This window comes from Micromonospora sp. S-DT3-3-22 (assembly GCF_015354745.1).
In the GTDB taxonomy this organism is placed as follows: domain Bacteria; phylum Actinomycetota; class Actinomycetes; order Mycobacteriales; family Micromonosporaceae; genus Micromonospora; species Micromonospora wenchangensis.
This window is the reverse complement of record NZ_JACGMO010000010.1, coordinates 72,208-91,511: the sequence shown is the minus strand read 5'-3', so window position 1 is coordinate 91,511 and position 19,304 is coordinate 72,208. Positions and strand designations below refer to the sequence as shown.

Below are 19,304 nucleotides of genomic sequence, written 5' to 3'. Positions count from 1 at the left end.
AGCGCGGCGGCACGACCGGCGGCCTGCTCCACCCGGGCCCGGTCCAGCCGGCCGTCCCCGAGCGCCCCGACGATCTCGGCCACCACCCGCTCGACCAGCGCCGCGTCGACCTTCGCGCCCAGGCAGAGCAGGTCCGCCCCGGCGGCCAGGGCCCGTACGGCGGCCGGCCCGACCCCACCGGCGGCGACGGCCGCGCCCTTCATCTCCAACGCGTCGGTGACCACCGCGCCGGTGAAGCCGTACTCGCCGCGCAGCAGGTCGACCAGGACGGCCCGGCTGAAGGTGGCCGGCCCGTCCCCGGTCAGTGCCGGCACCCGGATGTGCGCCGTCATGACCGCCTGCGTACCCGCGTCGACCGCCGCCGCGAAGGGCGGCAGGTCGCGGGCCCGCAGCAGCGCCGCGTCGGCGTCCACGGTGGGCAACTCGTGGTGCGAGTCGGCGACGGTCGCGCCGTGGCCGGGGAAGTGCTTGGCGCAGGCCGCCACCCCCACCGACTGGAGGCCCGCCACGGCGGCGGCCGTGTGGGCGGCCACCCGGCCCGGGTCGGCCCCGAAGGCGCGGGTGCCGATCACCGGGTTCTCGTCGGCGGTGTTCACGTCGACCGTGGGGGCCAGGTCGACGGTGACACCGACGGCGGCCAGTTCGACGCCGATGGCCGCGTAGACCTCCCGGGTGAGCGCGGTGTCGTCGACCGCGCCGAGCGCCGCGTTGCCCGGGTACGGGCTGCCCGTGGCGTGCGCCAGCCGGGTCACGTCGCCGCCCTCCTCGTCGATGGCGAGCAGCACGTCGGGCCGGGCGGCACGCAGCGCGGCCGTGCTCGCCGCGAGCTGGCCCGGGTCGTGCACGTTGCCGCCGAACAGGGTGTGCCCGGCCAGCCCCTCGGCGACCAACGCGACCGCCCAGTCCGGCGGCACCGGCCCCGGGTACGCGGCCAGCAGCGTGCCCAGCGCCAGCCGGCGCAGTCCTGGATCAACCCCCACCTGAACCCCCTCTCCCGCCGCCGCCCGGAATCCGCGCCGGTGGCGGACCGGCCGGCCGTCGGCGTGTGCCGGTGGACGGCACGTGTGTCGGCACGGGCGGCCGGGTCGTCCGAGTTCCCCGCCGCAGGGCGGCCGATACGCTACGGACATCCCTGATCAACGCGATTCGGTTAGCAGAGTTTACGAAAACCAGAGGACGTGGCATGAGTGCGACCCGGCTGCCCGGAACCCCCCGACTGTTGCGGGCGCTCAACGACCGTGCGGCGCTGGAGCTCCTGCTCGAACGCGGCCCGCTCACCCGCGCCCGGCTCGGCGAGCTGACCGGCCTGTCCAAGGTCACCGCCTCGCAGCTGGTCGAGCGGCTGGAGGAGCGGGGGCTGGTCGCCAGGGTCGGTGAGCAGGCCGGTGGGCGGGGGCCGAACGCGCAGCTGTACGCCGTCCGGCCGGGCAGCGCGTACGTGGTCGGGGTGGACGTCGGCGCGGAACGGGTGGTGGCGGCCTGCGCGGACATCACGGGCGCGGTCGTCAGCCGGGTCGAGCAGTCCACCCGGGACACCGACGACCCGGTCGGCGTGGTGCACACGGCGGTGGTGCAGGCGGCCAGCCGGGCCGGCGCGGAGCTGGACAGCGTACGGCGGGTGGTGCTCGGCACCCCCGGTCTGGTCGACCCGGCCACCGGGGACATCACGTTCGCGTTCAACCTGCCCCGCTGGCACCGGGGTCTGCTCGCCGCGCTGCGCGAGGACCTGCACACCCCGGTCGTCTTCGAGAACGACGTCAACCTGGCCGCCGTCGCCGAGGCGCAGTCCGGGGCCGCGCAGGGGCTGGCGGATTTCGTCCTGGTCTGGGTGGACGCCGGCGTGGGTCTGGCGATCATGCTGGGGGGCCGGCTGCACCACGGCAGCAGCGGCGCGGCCGGCGAGATCGGCTACCTGCCGGTGCCGGGGGTGCCGATCCCCCGGGACGTCTCGCGCCGGGCCAAGCCGGCGTTCCAGCAGCTCGCCGGGGCGGACGCGGTCCAGGCGGTGGCCCGGGAGCACGGCATCGACGCGCCCGACGCGGCCGGCGCGGTGCGGGCCGCCATCGCCGCCGGCACCGCCGGTGGCCCGCTGCTCGACGAGCTGGCCCGCCGGCTCGCCCTCGGGGTGGCCAGCACCTGCGTGGTGCTGGACCCGCCGCTGGTGGTGCTCGCCGGTGAGGTGGGGCAGGCCGGTGGGGCGGCGCTGGCCGAACGGGTGCAGCACGAGGTGGCCGCGATCACCCTGGTCCGGCCCCGGGTGGTGCCCACCGGGCTGACCGAGGAGCCGATCCTGCGGGGGGCGCTGCGGACCGCGCTGGACGCCGTGCGGGACGAGGTGTTCGGGTCGACAGTCGGCTGACCGACCACCCCGTCCGTCCGACGCCATGAAGGAATACTTCACCACTGCGCCGGTCACGGCAAGATGTCGCCGTGACCGGCGTCGGTGGACCGGGCCGCCCTAGACCAGGTCGCGGCGGCGGAACGCGACGAACGCGGCACCGGTGACCGCACCGGTCAACGCCAGCAGCACCAGCAGCGCCGGCCCCCAGGTGATCGCGTAGACGCCGCCGTCGCAGACGCCGCTGCCCGGCGGGCAACCCCGGTCGTCCCAGAACTCCAGCCGGCCGGACAACCAGGCGCCCAGGTAGTTGGAGAGCATCAGCAGGTCCGCCCGGGCCACGTCGAGGATCTGCAACACCAGTCGGGCGCCCATCTCCCAGACCACCGCGTACGCGGCGACCGCGCCCAACGCCGCCGAGGTGTGCCGGCCCAGCGTGGCCATCCCGAAGCCGAGCACGGTCGACAGCAGCACCAGCACCAGACCCCGCCCGTAGATGGCCCCCAGCCCACCCCAGAACTGCCCGTCCAGCGGGCCCGGCGCGCCAGCCGTCTGCCCGATCGTCCAGAAGGTGCCCAGGTAGAGCACCGACGCCAGCACCGCGAGCGCGGCCACCACCCCGACCAGGGTGCCCAGCTTCGTGCCGAGCACGGTCAGCCGGCCCGGACGCCACAGCAGCAGGTTGACCACCCCGCCCGAGTTCAGGTCGGCGCCGATGTACGACGCGCCCACCAGGAAGCCGAACAGCACCAGGAACGCGATCAGGAAGTAGAGCAGCCCTCGCGCCTCCTGGGAGAAAATGAAGACCGAGGTGAGGTAGTCGGTGGCCACCGGCAGCCGCTCCATCCGCGCCGGGTCCAGCTCGGCGCAGTCGGCCGGCACGTAGCCGGCGTCCTCGGTGATCGGGATCTCGCCGGCCCGGACCCGCAGGCAGCGGGTGTGCTCCGCCTCCATCGCGGCCACCGCCTGCGCGGCCTGCTCCTGCGCGGCGGACATCTCCTGCGCCGTCGGCCGGTGCGACCCGATCAGCGTGGTCGCGGTGGTCACCGCGAAGGCCACCGCGAGCAGCAGCACCATCAGCTGGACGAAGCGGCGCGCGGTCAACCGCTCCACCTCGGCACGGACCAGGTTCACGCGTCCACCCTCCGACCGTCGGTCCGGTCCAGTTCGATCAGCGGTTCGTCGGCGTCGCCCGCGCCGTCCGGCTGCCCCGGCGGGGTCGTCCCGGCGGTGAGTTCGAGGAAGACACTCTCCAGGTCCGGCCGGACCGGGGTCAGCTCGCGGACCCACAGGCCCTGCCCGCCGAGGGTGCTGCTGATCAGCTCCGGCTCCGGCGCGCCCCCGACCACCAGCACGTCGTCGGGGTGGACGGCGACCGTCAGCCCGACCTCCCGCAGCAGCCCCGCGCCCCGCTCCGACTCGGCCACCCGGACCCGCCACTCGTGCGGGTCGTGCCCGGCCAGCACGTCGTCCACCCGGCCGGCCGCCACCCGACGACCCCGCGCGATGATCGTGACGTGGTCGCAGATCAGCTGGATCTCGGCCAGGATGTGGCTCGACACCAGCACGGTCACCCCGGACCCGGCGAGCGTACGCATCAGGTCCCGCATCTCCCGGATGCCGGCCGGGTCCAGCCCGTTCGCCGGCTCGTCCAGGATCAGCAGCTCCGGGCTCTTCAACAGCGCCGACGCGACGGCGAGACGCTGCTTCATGCCCAGCGAGTAGCTCCGCACCCGGTCCTCACCCCGGTCCCGCAGGCCGACCTGGTCGAGCACCTCGTCCACCCGGGACGTCGGCACGCCGCCGGCCACCGCCAGCAACCGCAGCGTGCGGTGCCCGGTGAAGTTGCCGAAGAACTGCGGACTCTCCACGATCGCGCCCACCCGCCCGGTGACCCGACCCAACTGCTCCGGAGCCGGCGCACCCAGCACCCGCAGCTCCCCGGCATCGGCGTTGACCAGCCCCAGCAGGGCGCGCAGCGTGGTGGTCTTGCCGGAGCCGTTCGGGCCGAGGAAGCCGTGCACCTGACCCGCCTCGACGACCATGTCGAAGCCGTCCACCGCCACCCGCCTGCCCCGCCGGATGGTGCGGAACGTCTTACGCAGACCGGTGATCTCGATGACCGCGCTCATCCGCACCGCCCCTCGTCTCGTACGGGCATGGGCCGTCCTCCCGGGATGGTGACCAACGACACGGTGCCCCACCCTATGGCCGGGCCACCCGCCCGTGGGGGGCAGCCTCGGGCTGCGTGGTTGGATGGAGCGGTGACTGGTGACCCGTTCCCCGCCGCAGCCACCCCCTCGACCGTGGACGCGGATCTGGTGGTCAGCCTGGACGGCGTCGCCGTCCGGCGGTCCGGCACCGCCCTGCTGCACGACGTCGACTGGCGGGTCGAGCTGGACGAACGCTGGGTGGTGCTCGGCCCCAACGGCGCCGGCAAGACCACCCTGCTCAACCTCGCCTGCGGTCAACTGCACCCGAGCACGGGCGTCGCGCACGTGCTCGGCGAGCGGATCGGCCGTACCGACATCACCGAGCTGCGGACCCGGATCGGCCTCACCACCGCCGCCGTGGCCGAGCGCATCCCCGCCGAGGAACGGGTCGGCGACGTCGTGCTCACCGCCGCCTGGTCGGTGGTCGGCCGCTGGCGGGAGAGCTACGACCAGGCCGACGAGGCCCGCGCCCGCGCCCTGCTCGGGCAGCTCGGCGTCGGCCACCTGGCGGACCGCACGTACGGCACCCTCTCCGAGGGCGAGCGCAAGCGGGTACAGGTCGCCCGCGCCCTGATGACCGACCCGGAACTGCTGCTGCTCGACGAGCCGGCGGCCGGGCTCGACCTGGGTGGGCGCGAGGACCTCGTCGGTCGGCTCGCCGAGCTGGCCCACGACCCGGACGCCCCCGCCCTGGTGCTGGTCACCCACCACGTCGAGGAGATCCCGCCCGGGTTCACCCACGCCCTGCTGCTGCGCGACGGCGCGGTGGTCGCCCAGGGGCTGCTGGCCGACACGCTGACCGGCGACAACCTCAGCAAGACCTTCGGCCTGCCGCTGGTGGTCGAACGCCGCGGCGACCGCTGGACCGCCCGCGCCGCCTGACCGCCCGCGCCGCCTGACGGCCCGCGCCGCGAACCGTATCCGGCCGGTCGATCCGTGTCGGCGGCCGGGTAGACCGGCTCCCCGTGCCCGCCTGACGGACCGCGTCGCACGCCCGTCCGGCGCGGCGGGGCACGGGACCCGGGGCGGGCGGGCGAGGCCCTAGACTCGCCGCGGAGCGTCCGGTCGGCGGGAGGTCGTGGTGCGGCAGAGCCGGATCGTCGTGGTGGGCAGCGCGAACATGGACGTGGTCGGAGCCGGCCCGACACTGCCCCGGCCGGGGGAGACCGTGCTCGGCAGCCACTTCGTGATGGTGCCCGGCGGTAAGGGTGCCAACCAGGCGATCGCCGCCGTCCGGGCCGGTGCCGCCTGCACCTTCCTCGGCGCGCTCGGCTCCGACGCGTTCGGTGTCACCCTGCGGGCCAGGATCACCGCCGCCCAGGTGGACGCCACCCACCTGCGGGTGGTCTACGGGGCGTCCGGGGTGGCGCTGGTGATGGTCAACGCGGCCGGGGAGAACGCCATCCTGGTCACCCCCGGCGCGAACGCCGCCTTCACCGCCCTCACCGCCGCCGAGCTGGATGCCGTACGCGGGGCGGACGTGCTGGTCGCCCAGTTGGAGATCCCGGTCGAGACGGTGACCGAGGCGGCGGTGGCCGCCCGTGCCGCCGGCACCCGGGTGATCCTCAACGCCGCGCCGGCCCGGCAGGTGCCCGCCGAACTGCTGGCGGCGGTGGACCTGCTGGTGGTCAACGAGACCGAGGCGCAACTGCTGACCGGCCGGGGGCGGGACGATCCGGGGGCGCTGCTGGCGCTGGTGCCCCGGGCGGTGCTCACCCTCGGCGGCGGGGGCGCGTGGTACGTCGAGCGGGACGCCCCGGCCGTGCACGTGCCCGCCGTCGCGGTGGACGTGGTCGACACGACCGCCGCCGGGGACGCGTTCACCGGCGCCCTGGCCGTGGCCTGGGGCGAGGGCCGGACGGTGGTCGACGCGGTGCGCTGGGCGGCGGCGGCCGGTGCGGCGTGTGTCCGGCGGCTCGGCGCGTCGGTGGCGCTGCCCGAGCGTGCCGAGATCGACGCCCTCTACACCCCGGCCACCGGGACCTGACCGGCGGCTCAGTCGGTCGGGTCGTCGCTGAGCCGTTCGCCCCGGCGGCGCAGCATGCCCAGGCCGGGGATGCCGGCGACGGCGAGCTTGAGGTCACGGGTCACGTCGAGCAGGTCGTGCAGGTCCGGGCCGACCCGGTCGAGGGTGGCCAGGATCGGCAGCACGTCCGAGGTCAGGTGCTCCTTGAGCTTCGGCAGCTCGTCGACGAGCCGGATCGCCGCGGCCAGCTCCTCGTGGCTCAGCTCGGCCACGAACCGGTTCGCCATCGGCGCACCCCGCCGCAACGCCGGCTCGTACGCGGTCAGCAGTTCGGCCGCGACGGCGGCGGCGCCCTCGGCGGTGGCCACCGTGCCGGCGGCCCGGTCGGCGACCGCCCCGGCCTCGGCGACCACCACGCCGGCCGCCCGGGACACCTGCCCGGCCCCGGCCACCACCCCGGCCGCCGCGTCGGCGACGTCGGTGGCCCGGGTGATGGCCGTGGTCGCCGCCGCGCTGATCACCGCCACCTCCCGCACCGCCTCCTCGGCGTCGGTGAGCACCCGGTCCGTGCGGTCCAGGGTGCCCTCGATCCGGTCCACCACCCCGTTGATCCGGGTCAGCAGCGCCTCCACCCCGTCGAGCACGGCGAAGGCACGGGCCGGCACGGCGGCGAACGAGGCGGCCGAACCGAACGCCTGGTCGAGGGCGGAGCGGGTGAGACCGACGACGGCGGCCGGTCGGGGCAGGGGGATGGCCATGTCACCCAGTGTGCGTCGGGTCGGCCAGTGCCGCCCGCCGGCACGGTCGGCGGACGTGGGCCCGACCCGGCCGGCTGTCGGGTCGCGGGCCCGGGGGGAGCACGGTCGGCGGACCTGGCCGGGGCGCGGGCCCGGCCCCGGGACGGCGGGGAAACGGGTACCGGTCCGTGCCCGGACGGGCGGTAGGGTGCCGGCATGTCGCTCCGTCCCCCCGGCGTGACGCCGGCCGGTCGGGGCCGCGCGGCGCTGACGGTCCTCGCCGTGCTCGCCCTGCTCCTCGGTGGCTACGGGCTGTTCCGGGCGGACGCCGGCCTGACCACCCGGCAGGTCACCGTCGACGGGGTGCCGCTGACCGAGGTACGGGCCGACGGGGCGGGCGCGGGTCCTCGACCGGGGGTGGTGATCGCGCACGGCTTCGCCGGTTCGGCCCGGTTGATGCGTCCGCTCGCCGACACGGTCGCCCGGCGGGGCGCGGTCGCGCTGCTGCTCGACTTCGCCGGGCACGGCGGCAACCCGGCCGGGTTGCCCGGGGCGGGCAGCGACGACACCGCCTCCCGCGTCGCCCTGGCACACGACCTGGCGGTCGCCGTCGCCCACCTGCGGGGCCGGCCCGACGTCGACCCGACGCGGATCGTCCTGGTCGGACACTCGATGGGCGCGGGGGCGGTGACCCGGTACGCCGCCGGCCACCCCGACCTCGCCGGCACCGTCGCAATCTCCCTGCCCGACGGCGGTGACCTGCCCGACGCCCGGCCGGAGCGGCTGCTGCTGATCGTCGGCGGCCTGGAGTTCCCCGCCTTCCGGGACACCGCCGAGGCGACCGCCCGGCGGGGCGTCGGGCGACGGGTGGTGGTCGTCCCCGGGGTCGAGCACATCTCGGTGCTCTTCGCCGGCCGTACCCACCGCGAGGTCGCCGCCTGGGTCGGCGGCGTCGACGGGGCGGCACCGCGTCCGGCCGCCCGACTGGTCCCGGCGGGGTTGCTGCTGCTCGGTTTCGGGCTCGGCTTCGTGCCGCTGGCGGCCCTGCTGACCGGCCACCGTCCGCCGCGCCCCCGGCGCGGGCTACCCGTCGCGCCGGCACCCGTCGTGCTGGCGGTGGCGACGGCCGCCACCGGCCTGGGGGTGCTGATCGCCCCGGTGCTGCCGACCACCCGGCTGCCGCTCGCGGTCGGCGGCTACCTCACCGGCTTCCTGCTGGTCACCGGCGTCCTGTTGGCCGCCGCCCGGCACGTGCCGCTCCGCCTGTTCGGCACCGGTCCCGCCGCGCCGGCTGCGACCGGTGGGGCCGTCCCGGCCGGCGGGCGTACGCCGCTGCGGCCGGTGGTCGCGGCCCTGCTGCTGACCGGGTACGCCGTGGCCGCCGTCGCCGTGCCGATCCACCTCGGCCTCACCTGGGCGCTGCCGGTGGGCGCCCGGTGGTGGCTGCTGCCGGTGGTGGCGGTCGGCTGCCTGGTGTTCCTGGCCGGCGCGGAGCTGGTCACGCAGGGGCGGAGCTGGCGGTACGCGGCGGTCGGCGCGCTCGCCGTACCGGCGCTGGGCGGGGCGGCCGTGGTGGGGTTGGCCCCCGGTTTCGTGCTGCTGGTGGTGCCGCTGTTCGTGGTGCTGCTCGGCTGGCAGGCCGCCTGGGCGGCGGTGCTGCGGCGGGCCGGTGCGCCCCGGTGGGCACCGGCAGTGGTGGGCGCGGTCCTGGTGGCCTGGCCGGTGGCCACCGCGCTGCCGCTGAGCTGACCCGCAGCCGCCGGGGTGGGCCACCGGGACTGACCGCGGTCACCGGGGTTCCCCCTGCTGTTCGACGGCACGTTGGACGGCACGGTAGATCTGCCCGAACCGCAGCGCGTCGGGGGTACGCAGCAGCATCACCTCCTGCCCCAGGTGCTGCACCCACAGCTCGTTGACCTTGTTGCCGCGTTCGTAGGACCGGTCCAGCCAGCCGAGCGGCAGCTCCAGGAAGGGCAGCAGGGCGAGCACCCCGACGCCGCAGGCGGCCAGCACGAGCAGGGCCGGTTTCCACTCGCCCCGGTCCTGCGCCGACCAGACCAGCGAGACCACACAGATCAGCGCGATCAACGGGGGCAGCGAGAGCAGCAGCACCAGCACCCCGCGCCCGAGGATGCGGGACCGGACGGCCATCGTGGTGGCCCCGCGTGCGTGCCAGACGTACGCGACGTCGGCGATCCGTACGACCTGCCCACCGGCCCGGATCGACTCGGAGGTCACCTGCACCGTGTCGTCCCGGTAATAGAGGGTCATCATTAACCCTAACCGTTCGCAGGCGACCGGTGCCGCTGTGTGGCCGACGGATCGTGTCCCCGGCGCGCCGGGCGGCGGTCGACGCCACGGTCCCGTCCTGTGCCCCGACTCAGGCTGCGGACCCGCCCGGGGCGGTCACCGCCTGCTGCCCGCCCTCGGCCCCTACGGGCCGGTCGCGGTCGGCCCCGTCGCCCGCACCGGTGACCCGCCGGGCCGGCGGGGCGGGACGGGGTTCTCCATCGCCCGCTGCACCGCCCGGTAGATCCGGCCGAAACGCAGCGCGTCCCCGGTGCGCAGCAGCAGCACCGGTCGGCCCTGCCAGCGGACCCACAGCTCACGTTGCCGGCTGCCCCGGTCGTAGGAGCGGTCCAGGTGGTTGAAGAGGAAGTCGGCGACCGGCCCGACGGCCAGCCCGACCAGCACCGACGCCCCCACGATGGCGAGCGTGACGGTGGGGGAGCGGTGCAGCCGGACCGCCACCGCGATGCCGACCGCCGCGGCCACCAGCGGGCCGGCCAGGGCGGCGCCGATCGCGCCCCGCCCGGCCAGCACCCGCCAGGAGCGGCTGCCCCGGCGGTGCCAGACCAGGCCGATCTCGGCCAGCGGGAAGGACCGGCCGTCGACCCGGATGGCGGCGGAGGTGACCTGCACCGACCTGTCGTCGTAGTACGTGATCATCGCTGGACTCCCGAGCGCGGGGGGCGAACACCAGACTACGTACCCCAACGACCCGGGTCGTAAGGTTGGCACGCGACTTCGACGAGGAAGTGAGGGCAGCGTGAGCGAGTTCGTGCGGCTTACGACCAGGGACGGCATCGGCACCATCCGGCTGGAGCGGCCGCCGATGAACGCGCTCAACAAGCAGGTCCAGGAGGAGCTGCGGGCCGCCGCCACGGCCGCGTCCGCCGACCCGGGCGTCCGCGCCGTCATCGTGTACGGCGGGGAGAAGGTCTTCGCGGCCGGCGCGGACATCAAGGAGATGGCCGACATGTCCTACGTGGACATGGCGGAGCGGGCCGCCGACCTGTCCAGCGCCGTCGGCGCGCTCGCCCGGATTCCCAAGCCGGTGGTCGCCGCGATCACCGGGTACGCCCTCGGCGGCGGCTGCGAGCTGGCGCTGGCCTGCGACTGGCGGGTGGTGGCCGAGGACGCCAAGCTCGGCCAGCCGGAGATCAAGCTCGGCGTCATCCCCGGTGCGGGCGGCACCCAGCGGCTGGCCCGGCTGGTCGGTCCGGCCCGCGCCAAGGATCTGATCATGTCCGGCCGGATGGTGGACGCGGCGGAGGCGCTGCGGATCGGGCTGGCCGACCGGGTCGCCCCGGCGGCCGAGGTCTACGACACCGCCGTGGCGCTGGTGCGCCCGTACCTGACCGGGCCGGTGCAGGCGCTGCGGGCGGCGAAGCTGGCGGTCGACGCCGGGCTGGACATGGACCTCGGCTCCGGGTTGGCCTGGGAGAGTCAGCTCTTCGCCGGGCTCTTCGCCACCGACGACCGGCGCGAGGGGATGGCCGCCTTCGTCGAGAAGCGCAAGCCCGACTTCACCGGCCGCTGACCCGTCCCGCCCCGGGGCCGCGATCCGTCGGCCCCGGGTCGGACCACCGTCGCGGCGGTGGTCCCGCGCCGCCGGACCATGCCGAGAACTGTTCACATCTCGGATACCGGCCAGTAGCGTGTGACTCCGGTCATGGACGAGGGGAGCGGCGATGACGGAACGGGTCGAGGGCCACGGCGGAGCGCTGGCGCTGGCGGCACTGCGGGCGCACGGCGTACGGGAGATGTTCACCCTCTCCGGCGGGCACGTCTTCCCGCTCTACGACGCCGCCCACACCACCGGCTTCCCGCTCTACGACGTCCGGCACGAACAGTCCGCCGTCTTCGCCGCCGAGGCGGTCGCCAAGCTCCAGCGTCGCCCCGGCCTCGCCGTGCTCACCGCCGGCCCCGGCGTCACCAACGGCATCTCCGGCCTGACCAGCGCCCACTTCAACGCCTCACCGGTGCTGGTGATGGGCGGGCGGGCCCCGCAGTTCCGCTGGGGCTCGGGCAGCCTCCAGGAGATGGACCACCTGCCGCTGGTGGCTCCGGTCACCAAGCACGCCGAGACGGTGTTCACCGCCGACGACATCCCCCGCGCGGTCTCCGCCGCGCTGACCACCGCGCTCACCCCGCACCGGGGCCCGGTCTTCCTCGACTTCCCGCTGGAGGCGATCTTCTCCGTCGGCGACGCCGACCTGCCCGCCCCGACGCCCGTCGCACCGATCGAACCCGACCCGGACGAGGTGACGAAGGCGGCCCGGTTGATCGCCGCCGCCGCCCGCCCGGTGATCATCGCCGGTTCCGACGTGTACGCCGGGGACGCCGTCGCCGCCCTCCGCGAGGCCGCCGAGGCCTTGCAGGTGCCGGTCTTCACCAACGGCATGGGACGCGGGGCGCTCCCGCCGCAGCACCCGCTCGCCTTCGCCAAGGCCCGCCGGGTCGCGCTCGGCGACGCCGACGTGGTGGTCGTCGTCGGCACCCCGCTGGATTTCCGGCTCGGCTTCGGCGACTTCGGCGACGCGGCGGTGGTGCACGTCGTCGACGCCCCCACCCAGCGGGCCGGGCACGTCCAGCCGGCCGCCAGCCCCGCCGGTGACCTGCGGCTGATCCTGTCCGCGTTCGCCGACCACCCCGGTGACCGGGCCGACCACGCCGACTGGATCGAGCGGCTGCGCACCGCCGAGGACGCGGCGCGCGCCCGCGACGCCGCCGAGATGGCCGCCGACACCGACCCGATCCGCCCCGCCCGGGTCTACGGCGAGCTGCGCCGGGCCCTCGCCCCGGACGCGATCACCATCGGCGACGGCGGCGACTTCGTCTCGTACGCCGGGCGCTACCTGGAGCCGTCGCAGCCCGGCACCTGGCTCGACCCCGGCCCGTACGGCTGCCTGGGCACCGGGACGGGCTACGCGATGGGGGCCCGGGTCAGCCACCCCGACCGGCAGATCTGCGTGCTGATGGGCGACGGTGCGGCCGGCTTCTCGCTGATGGACGTGGAGTCGCTGGTCCGGCAGCGGCTGCCGGTGGTGATCGTGGTCGGCAACAACGGCATCTGGGGGCTGGAGAAGCACCCGATGCGGGCCATGTACGGCTACGACGTCGCCGCCGACCTCCAGCCCGAACTGCGCTACGACAAGGTGGTGGAGGCGCTCGGCGGTGCCGGGGAGACGGTGGCGAAGGCGGCCGACCTCGGTCCGGCCCTGGGGCGGGCGTTCGACGCCGGGGTGCCGTACCTGGTCAACGTGCTCACCGACCCGGCCGACGCGTACCCGCGCTCGTCCAACCTGGCCTGACGCGGCCCACGACCGCCGCCGGACCCGGCGGCGGTCGTGTTCTGCCGTGCGGATAAATCGGCGGAATGTCAGCGGCGACGCACGTAACGTCAGACCCCTCGCCCATCGTTGGACGATCCAGCGATAACGACGGGAGTTCTGATGACATACGCCATCCGCGCCGAAGGGCTGGTGCGCCGGTTCGGCGACACCACCGCCCTGGCCGGGGTCGACCTGGCGGTCCCGGCCGGCACGGTCTTCGGGTTGCTCGGCCCCAACGGCGCCGGCAAGACCACTGCGGTACGGGTGCTCGCCACCCTGCTCACCGCCGACGAGGGGCACGCCACCGTCGGCGGGTACGACGTCCGCCGTGACGCCCACCGGGTCCGCCAGCTGATCGGCCTCACCGGCCAGTACGCCTCGGTCGACGAGAACCTGACCGGCACCGAGAACCTGCTGCTCATCGGCCGGCTGCTGGGCCTGTCCCGGCGGGGCGCCCGGGACCGGGCGGCCGAGCTGCTGGCCGGGTTCCAGCTCACCGACGCCGCCGGCCGGGCCGCCAAGACCTACTCGGGGGGCATGCGCCGCCGGCTCGACCTGGCGGCCAGCCTCGTCGGTCGGCCACAGGTGCTCTTCCTCGACGAGCCGACCACCGGCCTCGACCCGCGCAGCCGCAACGACCTGTGGGACATCGTCCGGGGTCTGGTGGCCGAGGGGGTGACCGTGCTGCTGACCACGCAGTACCTGGAGGAGGCCGACCAGTTGGCCGACGAGATCGCCGTGGTCGACCACGGGCGGGTCATCGCCCAGGGCACCCCGGAGGAGCTGAAGGCCAAGACCGGCGGCCAGGTGCTGACCGTCCGGCCGGTCGAGGCAGCCGACCTGCCCACCGTGCTCGCCGTCGTCGGCGAGGTGACCGGGGTCGACCCGGAGGTCACCCAGACCACGGTCAGCGCGCCGGTCAACGGCCCGGGCGCGCTGCCCGCCGTGGTCCGCCGGCTCGACGACGCCGAGGTGTCCGTCGCCGAGCTGGCCCTGCGCGGGTCCAGCCTCGACGAGGTGTTCCTCTCCCTCACCGGCCACCGGGCCGAGGACGAGACCGCAGCCTTGGAAGGGAGCCCGGCATGACCGCCGCCACCGTCGCCGCACCGTCGGCCCCGGCCACGCCGGCCCGCCGGCTCGGCCCGACCGCCGGCCTGCGGCACACCGGCACGCTGGCCTGGCGCAGCCTGGTGCAGATCAAGCACAACCCGATGGAGCTGCTCGACCTGAGCATCCAACCGGTGATGTTCGTGCTGCTCTTCACGTACGTCTTCGGTGGGGCGATCTCCGGCAGCCCGGGGGAGTACCTGACCTTCGCGTTGCCGGGCATCATCGTGCAGAACGCCTTCTTCGCCACGATGACCACCGGCTTCGGTCTCAACCAGGATCTGACCAAGGGGGTGTTCGACCGGCTGCGGTCGCTGCCGGTGGCCCGCTGGTCCCCGCTCGCCGGCCGGATCGTCGCCGACACGGTCAAGCAGGCGTGGTCGTTGACCCTGCTGCTCGGCGTCGGGATGATCCTCGGCTTCCGGCTCGGCAACGGCGTGTTCGGCCTGCTCGGCGCGTTCGCCCTGCTGCTGGTCTTCTCGCTCGCCGCCGCCTGGATGTCGGTGCTGGTCGGGGTGCTGGTCAGCGAGCCGGACAAGGTGCAGATCTTCGGCTTCACGGTGATCTTCCCGCTGAGCTTCACCAGCAACGCCTTCGTGCCGACCGAGACCATGCCGTCGTGGCTCCAGCACTGGGTCGAGGTGAACCCGGTGACGATCCTGGCGAACGCGCTGCGGGGGCTGCTGGTCGGCGGGCCGGTGGCCGCGCCGGTGCTCCAGTCGCTGCTGTGGGCGGCGGCCATCGCCGCCGTCTTCGCCCCGCTCGCGGTGCGGGGCCTGCGCCGGCGGGTGTGATCCCGCCGCCGTCAGAGTTCGGGCCGCTCGCCGTCGCGGGGCCGCTCACCCTCCCGGGGAGCGGCGTCCTCCCGGGGCGGCGTGCGGTCGGCGGACGCCGGGCCGGCCGGGGGCGCGGTGCCGTCGGGGGACGGGCCCCCGTCGCGGCGGCGCAGGTCGTCCTCCCGGCCGCGCAGGTCCTCCTCCCACCGCTGGAAGAGGGCGTTGTCGTCGCGGCGGACGCGTTCGTCGATCGACTTGAGGAACTCGGGATCGTCGTCGGGCGCGACGGGCCGCCGGCTGGCCGGCGGCCAACCCAGGCGGCGGTCACCCTCGGCGACCGGGCGGCCGGCGAGGAACCAGGCGATCGAGCCGACCAGCGGGAAGAACAGGATGACCACCACCCAGGCGAACCGGGGCAGCCCGCGGACCGTCCCGTCCTCGGCGGAGAGGCAACTGATCAGCGCGCAGGCGGCGAGCACCACCTGGAGCAGGAACAACAGCACATAGAGCCGGGCCATGCACCCATCATGGCGCAGCCGTGCGCGTCACCACACCCCGCGCAGCACGAGCGACACGCACAGCAGCGCCAGACCGGCGGTGCCGAGGGCCACCAGCGGGACGGCCCGCGCGTCGAGGCGGGACTGCCGGCGGCCGGTGGCCCGCCCCCAGCCCACCACCAGCGTCGCCCACCAGGCCAGCACGGTGGCCCCGGCGAGCAGCGCCCCGGCGACGTCACCGGTGAGCGCCAGCCGGACCGCCAGCACCGCCACCACCGTGTACGCCAACCCGGTGCGCCGCCAGGCCAGCCGGGTGCGCTCGGGTTGCAGGCCGGGATCGCCGGTCCCGTCCGACGGCGCCCCGGTCACCTGCCGCTCACCCCACGGGCCAGCACGGCCACCACCAGCAGCAGCGCCCCCACCGCCACGATCAGGGCGAGCACGGCCGGGAACCGGGACGCCGGCAGTCGTTCGCCGAGCCGGATGGCCTGTTCGGTGCGGGACCAGTGGTCCACCGCCCGGACGGCGACGGTGCCGCCGAGCAGCAGCAGCGCCACCGCGATCACCTCCCGCAGGTGCCGCAGCGGCAGCGGCGGCAGGAACTGGGCGGCGGCCAGCCCACCGGCGATCAGCGCCAGCCCGGTGCGCAGCCAGGCCAGGAAGGTCCGTTCGTTGGCCAGGGAGAAACGGTAGTCGGGGGTGCTGCCCACGGAGTTGAGGTCCGACGGGTCGAACCACCGTCTGATCGCCTGCCACACGACGCCGATTATCCGCTTTGCCGCCGGCATAGCCTGGACCGATGACCGATCTTGATGCCACCACCCTGCGCGACACCTACGACCGGCAGCTCCGGCCGGAGATCCCCGACCCGGTCCCGGCCGGTGTGACCGTCGAACACGACGGCCCGCTGGTGCGCATCCTGGGTCTGGACCACGGCGGTTTCCTCACCTACCGCACCCTGGACGGGCTGGCCGGGCCGGAGCTGGACGCGTTGATCGCCCGCCAGGTCGAGCTGTTCCGGCAGCGCGGCGAGTCGGTGGAGTGGAAACACAACTCCCACGACGAGCCCGCCGACCTGCCGGACCGGCTGCGCGCCGCCGGCTTCGTCCCGGAGGACCGGGAGACCGTCCTGATCGGGCCGGTCGCGCCCCTGGCCGCCGCCGTTCCGGTGCCACCCGACGGGGTACGCCTGCGTGAGGTCACCGGTCGCGACGACCTGGAGCGGATCGCCGCGATGGAGGAGGAGGTCTGGCGCAGCGACCGTTCCCACCTGGTCACCGGCCTGCTGCGGGAGATCGAGGCGGACCCGCAGTCGATCACCGTGGTGGTGGCCGAGGCGGGGGAGACGGTGGTCAGCGCCGGCTGGGTTCGCTACCTCAACGGCACCGGCTTCGCCAGCCTGTGGGGCGGCTCGACGCTGGCGCAGTGGCGACGCCGGGGCGTCTACCGGGCGCTGGTGGTCTACCGGGCCCGCCTGGCCGACCAGCGGGGCAAGACGTTGTTGCAGGTGGACGCCTCGGAGGACAGCCGACCCATCCTGGAGCGACTCGGCTTCGTCCCGGTCACCACGACCACCCCGTACGTCTACACTCCGTGATCATGGAGCAGCGGCTGACGGACGACGAGCAGCAGGTTCTCAAGACGGGCGCGTTCGGCGCGGTCTTCCTGGTGTCGAACGCCGACCCGGGGGTGTTCGCGATGATCCGGGAGAGCTTCGCCGCGTCCGGGGCGTTCGCCGGGGCCAGCGGGCTGGTGAAGGAGGCGCTCAGCGCCGGTGGGCTGCCCCGGCTGCCCCGGGACTCGGCCCTGGACGTCGAGTCGGTGGTGCTGCCGGCGCTTTCACGGGCGGTGGACATCCTGCGGGAGAAGTCCCCGGCCGACGTGTCGGCGTACCGCGAGCTGGTGTTGACCGCCGCGGCGGAGGTGGCCCGCGCGCACCGGGGGGTGACGCCGGCCGAGGAGGACGCGATCGCCCGGATCAGGACCGCCCTGGCCGACCCCGCCGGCCCGGCCTGATGCCGGCCTGACGCCGGCCGGGCGTCGGTCGGGGGCCCGGCCGCAGCGCGGTGAGGTGTGTCACCGTGGGTGGCCGGGAGGGGTAACCTACTGGCAGGTAACATTGCGTTCGTGGGCAACTGCACAGCAGCCTGCGGTTGACCGGGTGTCAACGACGCGCAAAGCTCCGCCCTTAACCGGGCGAGCAGATCGCACACCACCAACAGGAGGGTTGTCGAATCGCGATGAACATCGTCGTACTCGTCAAGCAGGTGCCTGATTCGGGCGCGGACCGCAACCTGCGTGCTGACGACAACACCGTCGACCGCGGTTCGGCGAACAACGTGATCAACGAGATGGACGAGTACGCCATCGAGGAGGCGCTGAAGATCAAGGAGGCGCACGGCGGCGAGGTCACCGTCCTGACCATGGGACCGGACCGGGCCACCGAGTCGATCCGCAAGGCGCTCTCCATGGGCCCGGACGCCGCCGTGCACGTCCTCGACGACGCCCTGCACGGGTCCTGCGCCGTGGCCACCTCGAAGGTGCTCGCCGCCGCCCTCGGGCAGCTCAACGCCGACCTGGTGCTCTGCGGGGCCGAGTCGACCGACGGCCGGGTCCAGGTCATGCCGCACATGCTCGCCGAGCGGTTGGGGGTCGCCGCGCTGACCGGCGCGCGCAAGCTCACCGTCGACGGCGGCACGCTGACCGTGGAGCGGCAGACCGAGGAGGGCTACGAGGTGGTCACCGCCGCGACGCCGGCCGTGGTCTCCGTCTGGGACACCATCAACGAGCCGCGCTACCCCTCCTTCAAGGGCATCATGGCCGCCAAGAAGAAGCCGGTGAAGACGCTGTCCCTGGCCGACCTGGGCGTCGCGCCCACCGAGGTCGGCTTCGAGGGCGCCACCAGCGCCGTCGTCGAGCACACCAGGCGTCCCCCGCGCTCCGGCGGCGCCAAGATCACCGATGAGGGCGAGGGCGGCGTCAAGCTGGTCGAGTTCCTCGCCACCGAGAAGTTCGTGTGAGGGGTCTGAACATGGCTGAGGTTCTCGTCGTCGTCGAAGCCACCAGGGAATTCGGCGTCAAGAAGGTCACCCTGGAAATGCTCACCCTCGCCCGCGAACTGGGCACCCCGAGCGCGGTGGTGCTCGGCGGCCCCGGTGCCGCCGAGGCGCTGCGCGCCAAGCTCGGCGAGTACGGCGCGGAGAAGATCTACGCCGCCGAGAGCGAGGAGATCGACGGCTACCTGGTGGCCCCCAAGGCGACCGTGCTGGCCGAACTGGTCAACCGGGTGCAGCCGGCCGCCGTCCTGCTGGCCTCGGCCCAGGAGGGCAAGGAGATCGCCGCCCGGCTGGCCGTCAAGCTGGACAACGGCATCCTGACCGACGTGGTCGGTCTCGACGCCGACGGCACCGCCACCCAGGTCGCCTTCGCCGGCTCCACCATCGTCAAGTCCAAGGTCACCAAGGGGCTGCCGCTGGTCACCGTACGGCCGAACTCGGTCACCCCGGCCCCGGCGGCGGCCACCCCGACCGTCGAACAGCTCACCGTGTCGGTCACCGACACCGACAGGCTGGCGAAGGTCGTCGAGCGGGTCGCCGAGCAGAAGGGCTCCCGCCCGGAGCTGACCGAGGCCGGCATCGTCGTCTCCGGCGGTCGCGGCGTCGGCAACGCCGACAACTTCAAGCTGGTCGAGGAACTGGCCGACCTGCTCGGCGGTGCCGTCGGGGCGTCCCGGGCGGCGGTCGACTCCGGCTACTACCCGCACCAGTTCCAGGTCGGGCAGACCGGCAAGACGGTCTCCCCGCAGCTCTACGTCGCGCTGGGCATCTCCGGCGCGATCCAGCACCGGGCCGGCATGCAGACCTCGAAGACGATCGTCGCCGTGAACAAGGACGGCGAGGCCCCGATCTTCGAGCTGGCCGACTACGGCGTGGTGGGTGACCTGTTCAAGGTCGTACCGCAGGCCGCCGAGGAGATCCGCAAGCGCAAGTGACCCGTCGTGGGTCCGCACCGAGCCGCCGTCCGGTCCGCCGGGCGGCGGCTCCGTCGTCCCC

Annotated in this window: 20 protein-coding genes and 1 pseudogene; 12 read left to right on the top strand and 9 right to left on the bottom strand. The window is 74.6% G+C overall.

The window, feature by feature from the left end; genetic code table 11:
- A partial coding sequence (locus tag H1A17_RS04745) for a glycoside hydrolase family 3 protein (protein ID WP_194821151.1) occupies positions 1–980 on the bottom strand: 980 nt, incomplete at its 3' end.
- Between the two features lie 203 nt (positions 981–1,183).
- On the opposite strand from H1A17_RS04745, the gene H1A17_RS04740 reads away from it, so the two are divergent.
- Positions 1,184–2,359: an ROK family transcriptional regulator gene (locus H1A17_RS04740; protein WP_145918235.1), complete on the top strand. Its 1,176-nt coding sequence runs from the start codon at positions 1,184–1,186 to the stop codon at positions 2,357–2,359.
- Positions 2,360–2,458: 99 nt separating this feature from the next.
- Here the strand turns inward: H1A17_RS04740 and H1A17_RS04735 are convergent, their stop codons facing one another.
- Positions 2,459–3,472 (bottom strand): ABC transporter permease, encoded by a 1,014-nt coding sequence (locus tag H1A17_RS04735; protein WP_145918236.1) that lies wholly within the window; start codon positions 3,470–3,472, stop codon positions 2,459–2,461.
- The gene (locus H1A17_RS04730; RefSeq protein WP_228542916.1) at positions 3,469–4,470 is read right to left on the bottom strand and encodes an ABC transporter ATP-binding protein; all 1,002 of its coding nucleotides are present in this window, start codon (positions 4,468–4,470) and stop codon (positions 3,469–3,471) included. Before H1A17_RS04730 ends, H1A17_RS04735 begins: the two co-directional genes overlap by 4 nt.
- A 75-nt stretch (positions 4,471–4,545) precedes the next feature.
- Here H1A17_RS04730 and H1A17_RS04725 point away from each other — a divergent pair, with 75 nt between their 5' ends.
- Both H1A17_RS04725 and H1A17_RS04720 read left to right on the top strand, forming a co-directional pair.
- The gene (locus H1A17_RS04725) at positions 4,546–5,433 is read left to right on the top strand and encodes an ABC transporter ATP-binding protein (protein ID WP_194821159.1); all 888 of its coding nucleotides are present in this window, start codon (positions 4,546–4,548) and stop codon (positions 5,431–5,433) included.
- 199 nt (positions 5,434–5,632) lie between these two features.
- A complete protein-coding gene (locus H1A17_RS04720) occupies positions 5,633–6,538 on the top strand; it encodes a ribokinase (RefSeq protein WP_145918238.1) in 906 nt (301 codons plus the stop codon).
- Between the two features lie 8 nt (positions 6,539–6,546).
- Here the strand turns inward: H1A17_RS04720 and H1A17_RS04715 are convergent, their stop codons facing one another.
- Positions 6,547–7,275, bottom strand: a complete 729-nt coding sequence (locus H1A17_RS04715; RefSeq protein WP_194821150.1) for a hypothetical protein — start codon at positions 7,273–7,275, stop codon at positions 6,547–6,549.
- A 195-nt stretch (positions 7,276–7,470) separates the two neighbouring features.
- On the opposite strand from H1A17_RS04715, the gene H1A17_RS04710 reads away from it, so the two are divergent.
- The gene (locus H1A17_RS04710; protein WP_194821149.1) at positions 7,471–9,003 is read left to right on the top strand and encodes a dienelactone hydrolase family protein; all 1,533 of its coding nucleotides are present in this window, start codon (positions 7,471–7,473) and stop codon (positions 9,001–9,003) included.
- A gap of 39 nt (positions 9,004–9,042) precedes the next feature.
- Here the strand turns inward: H1A17_RS04710 and H1A17_RS04705 are convergent, their stop codons facing one another.
- On the bottom strand, positions 9,043–9,525 hold the full coding sequence (locus H1A17_RS04705) for a DUF6232 family protein (protein WP_194821158.1): 483 nt from the start codon (positions 9,523–9,525) through the stop codon (positions 9,043–9,045).
- A gap of 162 nt (positions 9,526–9,687) precedes the next feature.
- Positions 9,688–10,203, bottom strand: a complete 516-nt coding sequence (locus H1A17_RS04700) for a DUF6232 family protein (RefSeq protein ID WP_194821148.1) — start codon at positions 10,201–10,203, stop codon at positions 9,688–9,690.
- 100 nt (positions 10,204–10,303) lie between these two features.
- Here H1A17_RS04700 and H1A17_RS04695 point away from each other — a divergent pair, with 100 nt between their 5' ends.
- From H1A17_RS04695 to H1A17_RS04680, 4 genes are all read left to right on the top strand, one after another.
- A complete protein-coding gene (locus H1A17_RS04695) occupies positions 10,304–11,077 on the top strand; it encodes an enoyl-CoA hydratase-related protein (protein WP_145918242.1) in 774 nt (257 codons plus the stop codon).
- A gap of 151 nt (positions 11,078–11,228) precedes the next feature.
- Complete coding sequence (locus H1A17_RS04690; protein WP_145918243.1) at positions 11,229–12,851, top strand: acetolactate synthase; 1,623 nt, start codon at positions 11,229–11,231, stop codon at positions 12,849–12,851.
- A gap of 141 nt (positions 12,852–12,992) precedes the next feature.
- Positions 12,993–13,958 carry an ATP-binding cassette domain-containing protein gene (locus tag H1A17_RS04685; RefSeq protein WP_145918244.1) on the top strand — a complete coding sequence of 322 codons (966 nt, stop codon included), beginning with the start codon at positions 12,993–12,995 and terminating at the stop codon, positions 13,956–13,958.
- Positions 13,955–14,773, top strand: coding sequence for an ABC transporter permease (locus H1A17_RS04680; RefSeq protein ID WP_088641718.1), 819 nt, complete (start codon positions 13,955–13,957; stop codon positions 14,771–14,773). Before H1A17_RS04685 ends, H1A17_RS04680 begins: the two co-directional genes overlap by 4 nt.
- 137 nt (positions 14,774–14,910) lie before the next feature.
- On the opposite strand, the pseudogene H1A17_RS04675 reads toward H1A17_RS04680, so the two are convergent.
- The 3 genes and pseudogenes from H1A17_RS04675 to H1A17_RS04665 form a co-directional block, all read right to left on the bottom strand.
- A pseudogene (locus tag H1A17_RS04675) lies at positions 14,911–15,273 on the bottom strand (PLD nuclease N-terminal domain-containing protein); the annotation flags it as partial.
- Positions 15,274–15,300: 27 nt separating this feature from the next.
- Complete coding sequence (locus H1A17_RS04670) at positions 15,301–15,621, bottom strand: DUF202 domain-containing protein (RefSeq protein ID WP_145918246.1); 321 nt, start codon at positions 15,619–15,621, stop codon at positions 15,301–15,303.
- On the bottom strand, positions 15,618–16,040 hold the full coding sequence (locus tag H1A17_RS04665; protein WP_194821147.1) for a DUF202 domain-containing protein: 423 nt from the start codon (positions 16,038–16,040) through the stop codon (positions 15,618–15,620). The genes H1A17_RS04670 and H1A17_RS04665 overlap by 4 nt, the downstream gene beginning before the upstream one ends.
- An 11-nt stretch (positions 16,041–16,051) precedes the next feature.
- Between H1A17_RS04665 and H1A17_RS04660 the strand changes: the two genes are divergently transcribed.
- The 4 genes from H1A17_RS04660 to H1A17_RS04645 all read left to right on the top strand — a co-directional run bounded on the left by H1A17_RS04660 (position 16,052) and on the right by H1A17_RS04645 (position 19,243).
- Entirely contained in the window at positions 16,052–16,849 is a 798-nt protein-coding gene (locus H1A17_RS04660; protein ID WP_145918248.1) for a GNAT family N-acetyltransferase, read from the top strand.
- The gene (locus tag H1A17_RS04655) at positions 16,846–17,268 is read left to right on the top strand and encodes a hypothetical protein (RefSeq protein WP_194821146.1); all 423 of its coding nucleotides are present in this window, start codon (positions 16,846–16,848) and stop codon (positions 17,266–17,268) included. Before H1A17_RS04660 ends, H1A17_RS04655 begins: the two co-directional genes overlap by 4 nt.
- 224 nt (positions 17,269–17,492) lie before the next feature.
- Entirely contained in the window at positions 17,493–18,272 is a 780-nt protein-coding gene (locus H1A17_RS04650) for an electron transfer flavoprotein subunit beta/FixA family protein (protein WP_145918250.1), read from the top strand.
- An 11-nt stretch (positions 18,273–18,283) separates the two neighbouring features.
- The gene (locus H1A17_RS04645) at positions 18,284–19,243 is read left to right on the top strand and encodes an electron transfer flavoprotein subunit alpha/FixB family protein (RefSeq protein WP_145918251.1); all 960 of its coding nucleotides are present in this window, start codon (positions 18,284–18,286) and stop codon (positions 19,241–19,243) included.
- Positions 19,244–19,304: the final 61 nt, after the last annotated feature.